Source organism: Hyalangium sp. (genome assembly GCF_035629615.1).
Lineage (GTDB): Bacteria > Myxococcota > Myxococcia > Myxococcales > Myxococcaceae > Hyalangium.
On sequence record NZ_DASPHO010000128.1, the window covers coordinates 1 to 14,296 of the forward strand.

General features: G+C 69.8%; 10 protein-coding genes and 1 pseudogene. 5 read left to right on the forward strand and 6 right to left on the reverse strand.

Features of this window, described 5'->3' with window-relative positions; genetic code table 11:
- Together VD972_RS06215 and VD972_RS06220 are read left to right on the forward strand one after the other, a co-directional pair.
- Window positions 1-985, forward strand: a 985-nt coding sequence (locus VD972_RS06215; protein WP_324982190.1) for an Ig-like domain-containing protein, incomplete at its 5' end; no start/stop codon positions are given.
- An 88-nt stretch (window positions 986-1,073) separates the two neighbouring features.
- A complete protein-coding gene (locus VD972_RS06220; protein WP_324982191.1) occupies window positions 1,074-2,639 on the forward strand; it encodes a serine/threonine-protein kinase in 1,566 nt (521 codons plus the stop codon).
- Window positions 2,640-2,665: 26 nt separating this feature from the next.
- On the opposite strand, the gene VD972_RS06225 is transcribed toward VD972_RS06220, so the two are convergent.
- On the reverse strand, window positions 2,666-3,016 hold the full coding sequence (locus VD972_RS06225; protein WP_324982192.1) for a DUF2019 domain-containing protein: 351 nt from the start codon (window positions 3,014-3,016) through the stop codon (window positions 2,666-2,668).
- A gap of 464 nt (window positions 3,017-3,480) precedes the next feature.
- On the opposite strand from VD972_RS06225, the gene VD972_RS06230 reads away from it, so the two are divergent.
- Both VD972_RS06230 and VD972_RS06235 read left to right on the forward strand, forming a co-directional pair.
- Complete coding sequence (locus tag VD972_RS06230) at window positions 3,481-4,722, forward strand: exonuclease SbcCD subunit D C-terminal domain-containing protein (RefSeq protein ID WP_324982193.1); 1,242 nt, start codon at window positions 3,481-3,483, stop codon at window positions 4,720-4,722.
- Window positions 4,719-8,507: an AAA family ATPase gene (locus VD972_RS06235; protein ID WP_324982195.1), complete on the forward strand. Its 3,789-nt coding sequence runs from the start codon at window positions 4,719-4,721 to the stop codon at window positions 8,505-8,507. Before VD972_RS06230 ends, VD972_RS06235 begins: the two co-directional genes overlap by 4 nt.
- 3 nt (window positions 8,508-8,510) lie before the next feature.
- On the opposite strand, the gene VD972_RS06240 is transcribed toward VD972_RS06235, so the two are convergent.
- From VD972_RS06240 to VD972_RS45415, 5 genes are all read right to left on the reverse strand, one after another.
- Entirely contained in the window at window positions 8,511-9,446 is a 936-nt protein-coding gene (locus tag VD972_RS06240; RefSeq protein WP_324982198.1) for a TIGR02266 family protein, read from the reverse strand.
- Window positions 9,447-9,580: 134 nt separating this feature from the next.
- Entirely contained in the window at window positions 9,581-11,338 is a 1,758-nt protein-coding gene (locus tag VD972_RS06245) for a M14 family zinc carboxypeptidase (protein WP_324982201.1), read from the reverse strand.
- Between the two features lie 34 nt (window positions 11,339-11,372).
- Window positions 11,373-12,308 (reverse strand): MBL fold metallo-hydrolase, encoded by a 936-nt coding sequence (locus VD972_RS06250; RefSeq protein ID WP_324982204.1) that lies wholly within the window; start codon window positions 12,306-12,308, stop codon window positions 11,373-11,375.
- Window positions 12,309-12,422: 114 nt separating this feature from the next.
- Complete coding sequence (locus tag VD972_RS06255) at window positions 12,423-13,136, reverse strand: double-CXXCG motif protein (protein WP_324982206.1); 714 nt, start codon at window positions 13,134-13,136, stop codon at window positions 12,423-12,425.
- Window positions 13,137-13,155: 19 nt separating this feature from the next.
- Complete coding sequence (locus VD972_RS45415) at window positions 13,156-13,806, reverse strand: TIGR02269 family lipoprotein (protein ID WP_414653992.1); 651 nt, start codon at window positions 13,804-13,806, stop codon at window positions 13,156-13,158.
- A gap of 84 nt (window positions 13,807-13,890) precedes the next feature.
- Between VD972_RS45415 and VD972_RS06260 the strand changes: the two are divergent.
- Window positions 13,891-14,296: pseudogene (locus VD972_RS06260) on the forward strand (histidine kinase); the annotation flags it as partial.

The window sequence follows — 14,296 nt, forward strand, 5'->3', positions numbered from 1 at the left end:
GCTGTCCTCTACGTCGCTGGCGCTGGACGAGGGCGGGAGCGGCACCTTCACGGTGGCGCTGTCCAAGCAGCCCGCGGGCAATCTCTCCGTGACGGTGGCGCGGACTGTGGGCGACCCGGATGTCTCCGTCACCGAGGGCGAGACCCTGGCCTTCACTCCCGGCAACTGGAACACGCCGCAGCCCGTCACTGTGGCGGCCGCCGAGGACGCGGACAACGTGAGGGACACGGCGACGCTCACCGTGGCCTCGGCGGGAGCGGACGCGCGCACAGTGTCCGTCACCGTGCGAGACAATGACCCGTCGGCGCCGAGCATCACCTCCACGCCCATCACGACGGGGGTGGTGGGAGCGCCGTACCGCTACGATGTGGTGGCAGAGGGGCTGCCCACGCCGACGTTCTCGGTGACGAGCAGCGTTCAGGGGCCGAGCATCGACGCGAGCACGGGCGTCCTCACCTGGACGCCGGCAGCGGTGGGCCCGGTGGACGTGGAGGTGCGCGCGAGCAACGGAGTGAGTCCGGACGCGGTGCAGTCCTTCCAGATCACCGTGAAGGCGGACGAGCCGCCGAGCGCGGTGCTCACACGGCCCACGCCAGAGGAGGTCGTCTCCGGAGCGATCGCGGAGTTCTTCGGGGACTGCGTGGACGACGTGGGCTGCACGAAGGCGGAGTTCTACGTGGATGGGGTGCTGGAGAGCACGGACACGCAGGACTCCGGGCACTACCACTATGGCGGCGAGCACAACCGGTGGGACACGACCTCGCTGAGGCCTGGGGCACACCAGGTCCGCATGGTCGTGTACGACACGGCGGGGCGGAGCGCCTCGGCAGAGGTCAAGGTGTGCGTGGGAGAGGGGCCGTGTGTCTCACCCGAGCCAGAGCCGGAGGATCCCGAGGGTGGGTGTGGCTGTGGGGTGGGAGCGAGCGGAGCGGTGGCGTGGTTGGGGTGGGTGCTGGTCCTGGCCCTGCGACGGAGACGGGCGTAGGGGAGCATGCGCTCGGCTACCAGGGGGACCTATGAGGTAGGATCCATCAAGCTGGCCCAGGTGGTAGCCTGCTCTCAGGAGAGCTCCGATGGCGACGAGGCCGTCCCTTCAGGAAGTGGATCCGGCTTACCTGCCCCTGGGGGCACGGGTGGGACCCTGGTGTGTCAGAGGTTGGGGCGGCCGGGGTGGTTACGGCACCGTCTACCGTGTGGAGCGTGCAGACCGCGAAGGTTCCGGGTCCTTCGCTCTCAAGCTGGCCCTCCAGCCCAAGGATGAGCGCTTCGCACGAGAGGCGGAGCTGCTCTCTCGCATTCAGCACCCTCATGTTCCCAGCCTCTACGATCACGGCGTGTATTCACACCGCTCGGGGGACTTCCCCTACCTGGTGATGGAGTGGATCGACGGCACGCCGCTGTATGCGTGGGCCGAGCGGGTCAACCCCGAGGTGCGCCAGGTGCTGCGACTGCTGGCGCAGATGGCACGGGCGCTGGCGGCCACGCATGCGGCGGGTTCGGTGCACCGTGACGTCAAGGGCGACAACGTGCTGGTGAGGCTGGCGGATGGACACCCGTTTCTGACGGACTTCGGAGCGGGACACTTCCGTGGTGCTGCCACGATCACCTCTCGCCTGTTGCCTCCTGGCACGGCCACCTACCGCAGCCCCGAGGCGTGGGCCTTCGTGCACGCGTTCGCGCGCCACCCCACGATTCATTATCCGGCCAGCGCATGCGATGACCTGTTCGCGCTAGGAGTGACCGCATACCGACTGGTGACGGGGATGTACCCACCGCCCACCAACCCAGGGGAGAGAGGCTCGGAGGTGTGGCGTGAAGGCGGCTTCGGGCCTCAGCCACCGCAGGCGCTCAATTCCAGGGTGAGCCCGGAGCAGAGTGCTCTCGTCCTTCGCCTGCTCGCCATTGCCCCCGACGAGCGATTCGACGGTCGCGCCGAGGAGGCCGCCGAGGCTCTTGAGCAAGCCGCGCGGCGTGAGGGTCTCAAGGCGAGCGTTCGTCTGTTCTCCACAGGGGCTCCTGCCAACTCCTCGCGAGCCATAGAGCAGGAGAGAAGTGGGGGAGAGAGGCGGCGAGAGATTCCCCCTGGGAAGAGCCCCTCGGTGGCGTTGGGACCCTCGGTCGTTCAGCACGTAGCCGCGAAGGAAGAGCCCAAGCGACGAGAACTCCGGGAAGAGCCTCATGTCGTGGTTGCTTCCGAACTGGTGCGATCCTCTGCCTCCGCGCCAGACTGGGTGAGAAGAGGGGCACTGGCAGCTTGTGTGCTGCTGCTCGCAATGGTGGTTCGTCTGTGGCCGCACTCAGGACAGGAGAGGGCGCAAGCCATTCGGGGTAGGGACTCGCGTGAGGGTGGCATCATCGCCGTGGGCGACAGCGGGAGGGACGCTCCGATTGCGACACTCTCCACCGAGTTCACAGATGAGCGTGTGCTGGCGGTGGGGTCGCCGATGCCAGAGGGCCCGTTCCCTGGCCAGCGCAAGCCTCCCTGCAACAGGGGAGGAGAGGAGGTGATTCGCGGCGGGTGCTGGTATGCGCTGCGAAACCTCACACCCCCGTGCAAGGAGGACGCCTACGACTGGGATGGAGCGTGTTATCTGCCTTCCTACCCCCCGCGGCGCCGCCCTGCATCGGACCCGCAGTGAGGCTCTCCATCGGTTCTCTGTCGAAACTACGGTGGGTCCAAAGCCCAAGTGCCGGTCTCCCAGTTTTTCAGCACCTGTGCGGCCTCGAACGCAGCAAGTCCCTCCCCCTTCGCAGCTGCTTCCAATATCGCTTTGGCTTCTGTCGTCCGATGGCGAAGCAGGCATGCGGCAGCCGCAACCCGTACATCCATCCGAGGGTGTGTTAGCAGCACAGCGAGCGCATCCCTCCCGGTATCTCCAGCAGAGCGCAGGCGCTTGAAAGCAGCGATGTACCGATCGGCATGCTCATCGCCTGTGCTGGTATCCCCTCGGAAGATTGAATCGGTCTGCGCGGCCACGTTCTTGGCAAACTCCTCGACGAGCTCCTCAAGCGTCATCGCCAGATTCCCTCCTCTGGAACTCCGGCGACCGACCCTCTTGCGCTGCGGGTTGGGCCCATGGGGCATGCCCCACCCGCGAGTGATGCTCGATTCCCCTGTAAGTGGTCATGCGCCAGAAGAGGGCCCAAGCGCGCCTTGACCTGTGTCCAGGAGCACCACCTGGTGGGTACTGCATGCGGACAGCAACGCCAGCAGAGCGGCAACGGCCAGACGCGAGAGCAAAGCGTGTCCTCCCAGGGAATCCGGGCTCTGGGGCCTACCATGCCTGCTCGGCTGGCCATCCCCCCATGTGGGATCGCCGCGCTCCACCTGCGAGGGAGGGCGACTTGTGGAAGTAGCCGGAATTGTTAGTGGATTTCGGGATGTCAGACCGACCGTGTAAGCGACCCCCCGCCCGGTGCTTGGACCGGGAGCCTGGAGTGTTGGAGGCTGCGCGCGCGGCCGAGGAGGGGTGGTACCGGATGCGTCTGCTGCACACGTCGGACTGGCACCTGGGGCATACGCTCTATGACGTCTCTCGCGAGGCGGAGCATGCCGCCTTCCTGGATTGGCTCCTCGACACCCTCGAGGCCCAAAGCGTCGATGCGCTCCTCATTGCCGGCGACATCTTCGACACTGCCAACCCCAGCGCCGAAGCCCAGGCGGCCTGGTACCACTTCATCGCGCGCGCCCGCCGCAAGCTGCCCCGGCTCAATGTCACCGTCATCGGCGGCAACCACGACTCGGCGGCTCGTCTCGATGCCCCGGACCCGCTCTTTGCCGCCCTCGGCGTCCGGGTGGTGGGCGGGTTGCCTCGCGCCCAGGGGACTCTCGACTTCGAGCGTCTGCTGGTGCCCCTGCATGACTCGCGCGGCCGCGTGAAGGCCTGGGTGGCCGCCGTGCCGTACCTGCGCCCCGCGGACCTGCCCTTCGTGCAGTCCGATGGAGATCGGCTCATCGAGGGCGTGCGTGAGGTGTATGGCCTCACGCTGGAGGCCGCCCGCAGGCGTCGGCAGTCCGGGCAGGCCCTGGTCGCCATGGGCCACTGCTACATGGTCGGCTCCGAGCTGTCTGCCCTCAGCGAGCGGAAGATCCTCGGCGGCAACCAGCATGCCCTCCCCGTGGACCTGTTCCCCGAGGACGTCGCCTACGCGGCCCTCGGGCACCTGCACAAGGCTCAGCGCGTCGGGGGGCGCGAGGGCGTGCGCTACAGCGGCTCGCCCATCCCCCTCTCCTTGAGCGAGGCCCACTATCGCCATCAGGTGCTCCTCGTGGAGCTGGAGGGCGAAGGGTTGAGCTCGGTGCGCCCGCTCTCCGTGCCTCGCACCGCGGACATGCTGCGCGTGCCCGAGCGTGATGCCGCTCCACTGGAGGAGGTGCTGCAGAAGCTCGCCGCGCTGCCCGAGCTGGAGCTGGACACCCCGGAGCAGGCTCGGCCCTATCTGGAGGTGTGTGTGTCCCTGGCTCGGCCCGAGCCCTCCCTCCGCCGCAAGGTGGAGGCGGCCCTGGAAGGCAAGGCGGCCCGCCTGGTGAAGCTGACGCCCTCGTACACCGGCACGGGCCTGGTGCTCGCTGACACCCAACCGGGGCTCTCCCTTCGCGACCGCACCCCCGAGGACGTCTTCAAGGCTCGCTACACCCGCGACTTCCAGGAGCCCATGGACCCGGCCCTGTTGGAGTCCTTCCACACGCTGCTCTCCGAAGTTCAGGAGGACGCGTCTTGAGGATCCTCTCCATCCGCGGCCGCAACCTCACCAGCCTCGCCGGTGACTTCGCGCTGGAGCTGGACCAGTCGCCGCTCGACAAGCTCGGCCTGTTCGCCATCACCGGCGCCACCGGCTCCGGCAAGAGCACCTTGCTGGATGCCATGTGTCTGGCCCTCTTCGATCGCACGCCGCGGCTCGGAGGGCGCGGGGGCGTGCCGGTGGGACGACCCGGCGAGGACTTGGATGATCGGCTGTTGTCCCATGACGTGCGCGGCCTGCTCCGGCGCGGCTCCGCTGATGGCCATGCCGAGGTGGACTTCCTCGGCAAGGATGGGAGGCGCTATCGCTCCCGTTGGTCCGTGTGGCGGGCGCGCAACAAGGCGGAGGGGCGCTTCCGGCCGCAGGAGCTGAGCCTCACGGACGTGGCCTCGGGTCAGACGTTCGGCCGCACCAAGTCCGAGGTGCTCGAGGCCATCGAGCAGCGGCTGGGGCTGTCCTTCGATCAGTTCCGCCGCTCGGCGCTGCTGGCCCAGGGCGAGTTCGCTGCCTTCTTGCGCGCGGACTCCAGCGAGCGCGCGGAGCTGCTGGAGCGCATGACGGGGACGGAGATCTACAGTCGGGTCTCCATTGCCGCGCATGAGCGCCACAAGAAGGAGCAGGACGAGCTGGGGCGGATGGCGGCAGGACTGGCAGCCATCTCCCGCCTGTCGGACGAGGAGCGCGCGGGCGCGGAAGCAACTCTCTCGGGTGAGGAGGCGGCACGCGTCAGGGCAGAAGCGGCGCTGGCGGAGGCCTCGGCCTCAGTGGAGTGGTACGCGGCACGGGCCCGGCTCGTGGGGGCCGAGCACGTGGCCTTGGAAGATGTGGCTCGGGTGACGGAGGCGGTCGAGGCCGCGGCGCCGCGGGAGGGGATGCTCGCTCGCGTGCGCGCTGCCGAGGTCTTCCGAGGGCCGGTGGCCGCGGTCGAGAGCGCCGAGCGCACGCTGTCGGAGGCCTCGGCGGCCCAGGTGATGCGTGCGGCGGAGGCGGAGAAGACGCTCGCGGCCTTGGGCGCGCGGGAGGCGGAGCTGCAGCAGGCGGGCAGGATTCGCACGGCAGCTCAGGTGGCGGAAGAGGCTGCGGGCCCGGCGCTGACCGAGGCGGCGAGGCTGGACGCGCAGCTCTCCGTGGAGCGGCGTGAGGCCCAGGAGGCCGCTCAGCGGGCGGAGGCCTCTCGAGCAGCCGAGGCTCAGGCGCTCGCTGCACTCGCGGGGATCGCCAGGCAGGAGGCCGCGGCACGCTCGGAGGCGGAGGCGGCGCGGGCCTGGCTGGACGCGCATTCTCGGCTGGAGCCGCTCGCGCGCGAGTGGCCGCGCTGGGAAGCAGAGCTCGTCCGCTATGAGCGCACTGCCCTGAGTGAGCAGCAGGCGAAGGCTGCGACGGTCCGGCTGGGCAAGGACGTGGTGCGGCTGCGCGAAGCGGCGGAGCTGCGCCGTCAGGAGCGGCAGGCCGGCTCCGAGGCCATGGAGATGGCGCAGGCCCAGGTCACCCATGCCGAGGCTGCGGTGGGGGTGGATGCAGGCGCGGCCCGGCGTGCGCTCCGCAAAGCCCTGCTCGCGAGGCAGGAGGCACTGCGGGCGCTGGGCGTGGCCCGGGACGGCGCTGTCACCGCAGCGGCGGTGGAGCAGGAGTCCGGCACGGAGGTGGAGGCGTCCCGGCGCGAGGCAGAGGCCGCGGCGATCGAGGCCCAGGACGCTGCCGCCCGACGGTTGGAGCTGGAGGCAGGCGCGAAGGAGGCGCAGAGGGCCCTGGCGCGGGCCCAGGCGGCTCAGGGGCTCGCCTCGCACCGGGCGGCGCTGCGCGAAGGGGAGCCCTGTCCGCTGTGTGGCGCGGAGGAGCACCCCTACGGTCGCGCCGAGGCTGCGCTGGAAGGGCTCGTCGTGGAGGCCTCCGCGCGCGTCGAGTCGCTGGAGGCGGAGCGCACTGCGGCGGCCCGGAAGGAAGCGGCGGCCCTCGCGCGGGAGCAGGCGGCTCGGCCCCGGCAGGCTCAGGCGGAGGCGCGGCGGAGCACCGCGGCAGCCAGGCGTGCGGGACACCGTGAGGCGTGGGCGAAGGCACGCGCACTTCTCGAGCAGCCGCTGCCTCCTGAGCAGGCGGAGGATTCGGAGGCTCGGAGCTGGCTCGAGGAGGCGCTGAAGGAGGCCCAGGCGCGGCTCACCGCGGTGAATGCCGAAGAGGAGGCCGCAGAAGCTCGGGCTCGGACGGCGCGGGAAGCACGGGCGGCTCTGGAGGTCTGCCGCGAACGGCTGGAGGCGGCGCTCGAGGCGCAGCGTCGCGCGGAGGACTCGCTGGCCGAGGCCGAGCGGTTGCTCAGGGAGGCAGAGCGCGAGGCGGAGCAGGCAGGCCTGGCGCGGCGGCAGGTGCTCGCGGATCTGGCGTCCGCCTTCACGGGGTGGCTCCAGTGGGAGTCGCGGCTCGCGGCCGAGCCGGCGGGGTTCCGGAAGCACTGCGCGACGCAGGTGGCCGACTGGAGCGCTCGCGACGAGGCGCTGCGCAACGCGCAGGCGCGCGAGACCGAGGCGCGGGGCAACCGGGCCGCGGCCGAGGCTCGGAAGGAAGCCCAGCGCGAGACGGCCGAGGCGCATGCCCAGGCCTGGAAGCGAGCGGACGAGGCCCTCCGGGAGACGCAGGCCGCGCGCGCGAAGGTGTTGGAGGGCCGCCCCACCGAGCAGGTCCGTACGACGCTGCGGGCAGCCGTGGAGACGGCCGGCACGGGCTATGAGAAGGCACGAGCCGTCGCGGAGTCCTCGAGCCGGGACGCCGCAGTGGCCACCGCGCGCGCCGAGGAGGCAGCGAAGGCAGCGGCCTCGGCCGCCGAGGCTCGGGAGCAGGCTCAGACGGCGCTCGGAGCGCTGCTGCAAGGCCGGGGTGTGACGCTGGAGGAGGTCCGCCGGCTGCTCGCTCGTGACGCCGCCTGGTGCGAGGCAGAGGCCCGGGCCTTGGCGGAGCTGCGTGAGGCCCTGGCGCGGGCCCGGACGGTGCTCGAGGAGCGTCAGGCCTGGCGCGCCCGGCACGAGGCCTCTGGAGCGCCCACCCTGCCCGAGCCTGAGGTGGCCGCCACCTGCGAGCGAGCCCGCGCGGAGGCGGAGTCACACCGCGCTGCCGCCGCTCGCTCGAAGGCCCGGCTCGATCAGGACGATGAGGCCCGGAGGCGCTACGGCGCGGAGGCCCAGGCGCTGGAGGACCGCCGTCGCGCAGCCGAGGTGTGGAAGACGCTCCATGAGCTCATCGGCTCGGCGGACGGCAAGAAGTTCAAGGTCTTCGCCCAGAGCCTCACGCTGGACGCGCTGCTGCTGCACGCCAACGCCCATCTGGAGGAGCTGGCCCGGCGCTACCGGCTCATGCGCGTGCCCGGGTACGACCTGGATCTCCAGGTGGTGGACCAGGACATGGGCGACGAGACGCGGGGCCTGGCGAGCCTGTCGGGCGGCGAGTCATTCCTCGTCTCGCTGGCGCTGGCGCTGGGGCTGGCCTCGCTCTCCTCCGAGACGACCCAGGTGGAGACGCTCTTCATCGACGAGGGCTTCGGCACGCTGGATCCGGAGACGCTGGAGGTGGCGCTCGCCACGCTCGACGCGCTCCAGGCCACGGGCCGGCAGGTGGGCATCATCTCCCACGTGTCCGGGCTGGCCGAGCGCATCGGTGCCCAGGTGCGCGTGGTGAAGCAGGGCGGTGGGCGCAGCCGCCTCGTCGTGCAGGTGGAGGGGGGCCTTGCGGCACTGCCAGAGCCGCCGGCCTCGGGAAAGGGACGGAAGGTGGCCTGAGGCCTACCCGGCCAGGCTCGCCAGGTACCGGTCCAGCGTCTCCGCGAAGCTGGGGTCGTCGCTGAGGAACGCGAGCCCCACGCCGCCCTTGTAGGGATCGTCCACCACGTGCACCACCACCGCATCCCCCTGGAGGCGATCGCCGTTGGGCAGCCTCAGGTCCACCCGGACGACGGCGTCGAGGGGCGGCCGGTGGGCCGTGCGCACGAAGAGGCCGCCATTGGAGATGTTCGTCGCGTGCTCCCGCACGAAGTCCAGCTCCGTGCGGAACTCCATCTCCAGGTTGACGGGGAAGCGCTTGTAGCGGCGCAGATCCTCGCCCGAGGGGGCCGGCTCGCCCGCGATCTCCTCCTCGGGCTCCACCGTCTCGATGGGCTCGATGGGCTCCGCCTCTTCCGTGCCCTCCACCGGCTCGCCCATGACGAGCGGCTCGTCGGAGGCCTCCACCCCCAAGGGCTCGTCGCCCTCCGCGGCCTGGGCGGGCGCTGCGGCCGGGGTGGACGGGGGAGCCGCGGGTGCGGGCCGGTTGACGTGCGGCAGCCCCCGAGGAGGCTCCATGGGCTTCAGCCCGCGCGCGGTGATGCCCTCCAGGTGCTCCTTCAGGGTGCTGGCCGCCGTCCAGTAGTCCGGGGCGGTGACGACGTTGCCGGAGAAGGCGGCGGCCCGGAAGGCATCCCGCTCGGACTTGGGGAGCTTCCACAGCTCCACGAGCGTGCCCTTGCTCGCCTTGATCTCCCAGGCGAACCGGTCCATCTCGAGCCGCGGGAAGTCGGACATCTCCAGCTTCAGCTCGAGGTTGGCCTCGTTCTCGCGCAGCGCGATGATGATCTCGACCGGCTGCGTCGAGGGCAGCAGCTCATCGATGGCTTCCACGATACCGGCCACGTGGCCGGGGATGGCGGAGGCATTCCACAACGCTGCGAGACTGAAGGTAGCCACGGCCCAGGAACATACCCGAGTCATCTCCGGCATCCACATCTCGGCATGTTGAAGTTGACCCAACCTGTCGAGGAGTGAGCGGGACAGCCCCCCTCCCACGGCTGTAGCACCTGCTCCCGGAAGGGAGCACACCCTCACCGAGCAGGGCGCAGACCGGCCGGCGGCGCGTCGAGGCGGAAGACGGGGTAGAGGTTGAAGCGCGCGTCCCAGGAAGGGTGGCGCTCCTGGAAGAAGCGCAGGCGGGCGCGCGGATCCGAGGCGAAGGCCGGCTCCTTCAGGCGCTGCTCCCAGGCGGCCTTCACGGTGGCGTCCTTGGCGAGCAGCTCGCGGGCGTAGGGCTCCAGAACGTACTCCTCAATGTATTCCTTCCGCTCGAAGTGGTTGTTGAAGAAGCCCCAAGCGACCAGGGAGTCCGGGCCGAGGGGCTCGAACATGTGGGCGATCAGCTCCACGCCGGGCTGGGCCACCGGCACGTAGAGCGAGCCCGCGGGCAGGGCTTGCGGCTCCCGCGTCCACTCGCCCTGCACGGCGGCGTTCTGGCGGCCCTCGTAGGACTGGGGCTGGAACTTCACCTCGGTGGCGCGGAACACCTCCACCTGGGCGGCGGGGACTTCCTTCTCCAGGCGCTGGAAGCGCAGGCCGTGGGTCCGCAGCTTGGCCTCCATCCATGCCGCGTGGGCCGCGGGCACCAGGTAGCCGCCCTGGGGCAGCGGGACGGTGAGCTTGGGACGCACCTCGTCGAAGAGGGGAATCTTCCACACCTGGGGCTTCGTCTCGTCGTACCGCACCACCTTCTGGCTGGAGATGGGCGAGGGCTCGTGGCTGTAGGCGTAGCCCCGGAACTCGATCGTCCGGCTCTTGTCGGTGGGGGCCCAGACGAGCGTCACCTCGCGCACCTGTCCGGCGGTGGCCGCCGCGTCCGCCGCCTTCACCGCGGCCCGCAGGGTGGCGCCGTGGCTCGCCACGAACCGCAGCGAGCCCTCCAGGACCGTGCGCGTGCTCTTCACGCGGTGCGCGTAGGGCTTCCAGGAATGGGTCTCCACCAGCATCCCGAAGCGGCGGTTCGTCGCCCAGTACATCTGGCTGAAGCGCGGGGGCGCGACGCCCTCGGCGAAGCCGGAGGACGGCTCGTCATCCTGGATGAAGGAGGGGTAGAAGGTGACGGGGAGGTTCCCCTGGGCCTTGAGCCCCGCCACCAGCTCGTCTCGCAGCTTCGCGCCCAGCGCGCGCATGGGCTCGGGGCCGCTCTTCACGGGCTCGATGATGAGGGAGATGTCGTGCTCGAACTTCGCGCCGTCCGTGACGTGGAGATCGATGTAGAAGAGCGGATCCCACGCGTGGAGCAAGGTGAGCAGGGCGACGGTTTCTGGGGCTTCCGCCTTCACGTAGTCGCGGTTGAGGTTGAGGTTCTGGGCGGTGACGCGCCAGCCCATCTCCTCGGGGCCCGTCTGGTTGGGGCGGTGGTTGGGGCCGAAGCGCTCGTGGCCGTCGATGTTGAGGACGGGGATGAAGACGGCGGTCACCTGCCCGAGCACACCTGGGAGCGCCTTGCCCGTGAGCACATCCCTCAGCAGCCAGAAGCCGGCGTCCTTGCCGTCGATCTCCCCGGAGTGGATGCCGCCTTGGAAGAGGACGACGGGGCGGCCCTTCTTCGCGTTGGCGGCGGGGGTGAGGGTGCCGTCCGCGCTGGCGACGAGCGCGAGCATGGGGCGGCCCTCGGGGGTGGTGCCGAACTTCTCGTAGCGCACCTTGCCTGGGAAGGCCTTCGGGAAGTCTCGGCAGAGGGACTCCACCTCCGCGTAGCGGCCGGTGCGCGTCCAGCTGGAGCGCTCGGCGGTGGTGGTGAGGGGAGCCTGGGTGAGGAGTGCTGCGAGCAGGGTGGGCAGGAGCATGTGGGCCTCCCCAAACCACACCCGCTCGCCCGGCTCAACCCTGACGAACGGTGAGGCTCTCGCCCACGGCGAGCACGTGGAGCTTCTCGCGGGGCCACTGGCGCCGGTTCCACTCCGTGTCCAGGCGCTGGGGCGGCTCGTCGAGCGGCTCGTCGGTGAGCTTGAAGGTGCCCCAGTGCATGGCCAGGAAGCGGGCGGCGCCGAGGTCCTCGAAGGCCTGCACGGCTTCCTCGGGGTTCATGTGCTGCTTGCTCATGAACCAGGCCGGGTCATACGCGCCGATGGGGAGCATGGCGGCATCGAGGCCCGGGTAGCGGCGGCCGATCTCCTTGAAGCCCTCGAAGTAGGCGGTGTCGCCGGAGTGGTAGAGGCGGGCGCTGGAGCCTTCGATGACGAAGCCGCCCCAGAGCATCTCGTTGGCGTCCGCGAGCCCGCGGCGGCTCCAGTGCTGCGAGGGGACATAGTGGACGGTGACGGGGCCCACCTTCGTGGAGGCCCACCAGTCCAGCTCGGTGCAGGGCAGCCGCGAGCCGCGGAAGATTCGGGTGTGGCCCAGGCCGGTGACGATGGGGGCGCGGACGTCCTGCAGCGAGGGCAGGTCCAGGTGATCGTAGTGGTTGTGGGAGACGAGGCTGGCGGCGATGGGGGGCAGCTTCTCCGAGGGGACACCGGGGGGCACGTTGCGGCGGATGACGACGTTGATGGCGTCGCGCAGCACGGGGTCGATGAGGAGGGAGACGCCGTCGAGCTGCACGAGCCAGCTCGCGTGGCCGAGCCAGGTGAGGCGTGCGCCCTCGCCCGGCGCGGGCGGGGTGGCCAGGGCGGCGAGGTCCGGCTCGACGCGAGGGACGGGGGCGCGGCTGGGGGACTTGCGACGGCGGCCGGCGAGCTTGTCCTTGACGGCCCACTTAAAGACGGTGTCGAAGCCCTGGGGCCCACTGCCATCGAGGTTCTTGAAGCGCGGCGCCATGGTGAGGCTCTCTCCTCGGAGCGGGCGATGGACCCGCTACCCCGGTCATGCTCGCCCGGGGCCCTTCCGCGCAAGGGGGAGTTCCTGGCATGAGCGAGGGGAGTGGCGGGAGTGTCATCGCAGCGGCAGCTCGTGGAAGAGGATTCCATCGAGCCCGAGGCGCTCCACGGCCTCCTTGAAGCGCTCGGTGCCAACGAGCACGGTGGCGAAGTTGGCCAGGCGGAATACGTCGGTATGCGAGGGGAGTGAGGCCTTGTCGAGGATGAGGCGCTCGGGCAACTGAAAGCTCTCGAATCCACATCGTGAACAGGGGGGAGGGCGTGGCGGCAGGCAGTCCGGGTGCAGCAGGCCATGGGGCTCGAGTTGGAGTTCCACCAACTCAGGTGGATTCTTCTTCTGCCGGAAGCGCAGCTCTGGCTTGCAGCCGCTCAGCCCCTGCACTCCCGCTTGCCGAAGCGATTCCATCGCTTCGCGGCGTACGAGCAGCGTCCAGGGATTCTGCAAGGAGAAAGCACCAAAGCTGCCAGAGGCCGTTCCGACAAGTGGACCGAACCGCGTCCCAGGAGGGATCGGCACTCCGGCGGGAAGCAGGGCCCGGATCAGCTCACGCAACCGCTCGAACTCTTCGATGGGCTCAGCTCGGGGCTTCAGGAAGGCGGCATGAGACGGGTGAGTGGAGAGGTCCACAGAGGGGTAAGCGGTCCCTGCGCTGGCCCAGATATTCCCACAGGCGGGGCATCTAGAGCCGGGCAACCCCCATTTGGACGCGGCGCTGATATAGCCTGTGTAACCTGCTGCCGTGTCCTCGTGGAGTTCATAGAACTGCATCTCTCTCTTCTCCGGCGCATCAGCGATAGGGCAGCATGCTAGCTCCCGTCAGGTCATACTTGATGATGAGCTTGATGGCGTGCTGCCAGATCTCCTCATGAGTCACTCGCTCTCGGCCTCTGGTGAACTGACGCCATTCCTCGTTCCAGCGCCCTCCTCGAGGTCCCCCGCTGTGGATCCGGAGGTGGACCCCACGCGAAATCAGCAGCGTGTACTGGTGGATGTTGATCCCTTGCCGATGGAACCACGCGGCGAGGTCCGGAGCCTGCGGGAAGAGGTGATGCTTGATCAGGAGATCAAGAGAAATCCCGCGCCTGCTGTTCAGACTCGGAGCGGGGTGGTTGTGCCAGCGGATGACGAAGACGGGCTCGGCACCTCGGCGCGGGTGTCTCCACCACCTGCGAAGTCCGTCCGGAGGCCTGAGACCGGGCCAGCGAGCGGGCTCCACTTCACCAGAAGGTTCTTCTGAGGCCTCGGTCAGGTCCTGGCAGCGGAAGAAGGCGCAGGTGTCCTCGGAACAGAGCAGTTCGAGCGTGCGGGTGTCCTGGCATCCCTCCTCCCAGGAGACCCCCTCCGGCTCACGGGGCTCCCACCGTGGAGTGTCCGTGGAGGCACACGCGGCCAGGCACAGACTCAGCAGAACAAGTCCCACGGGGCGAGGTGCGCGCATGGCGCCGAAGTATACGGTCGCGTGGCTGCTCGTCGGTGAACAACGCCCCGGCGACGGCCTCCTCCTTATATAGAGAGAGGCCCGATGCCCCCGTCTCCTGGAATCACCCGCAAGCTGCTCTTCGCCTTCGGGGCGCTGGTGGCGCTGTTCGCCGCCGCGTCCCTGTTCGCGCTCGGGCGCATCGCGGAGATCCACGAGGGGACGCATGCCCTTCAAGCGACCAGCGCTCGGGTCCGTGCCGCCCTGGAGCTGGCCACCGCCGTCCGCGACCAGTACGCCCACCTCGCGCACACCATCATTCTCGGCAATGACAGTCATGCCCGCTTCCACGCCGAGGCTCGGGCCCGCGTCGAGGCGCTTACCCGCCAGCTCTGGGAGCAGGCCCAGGATGCCGAGGAGCGCGCCTGGGTGGGCGACATCCAGGAGTCGGGTGATGCGCTGGACCGTCTCTACCGTGACACGCTGCTGCCCGCCGTCATGGCCAAGGATC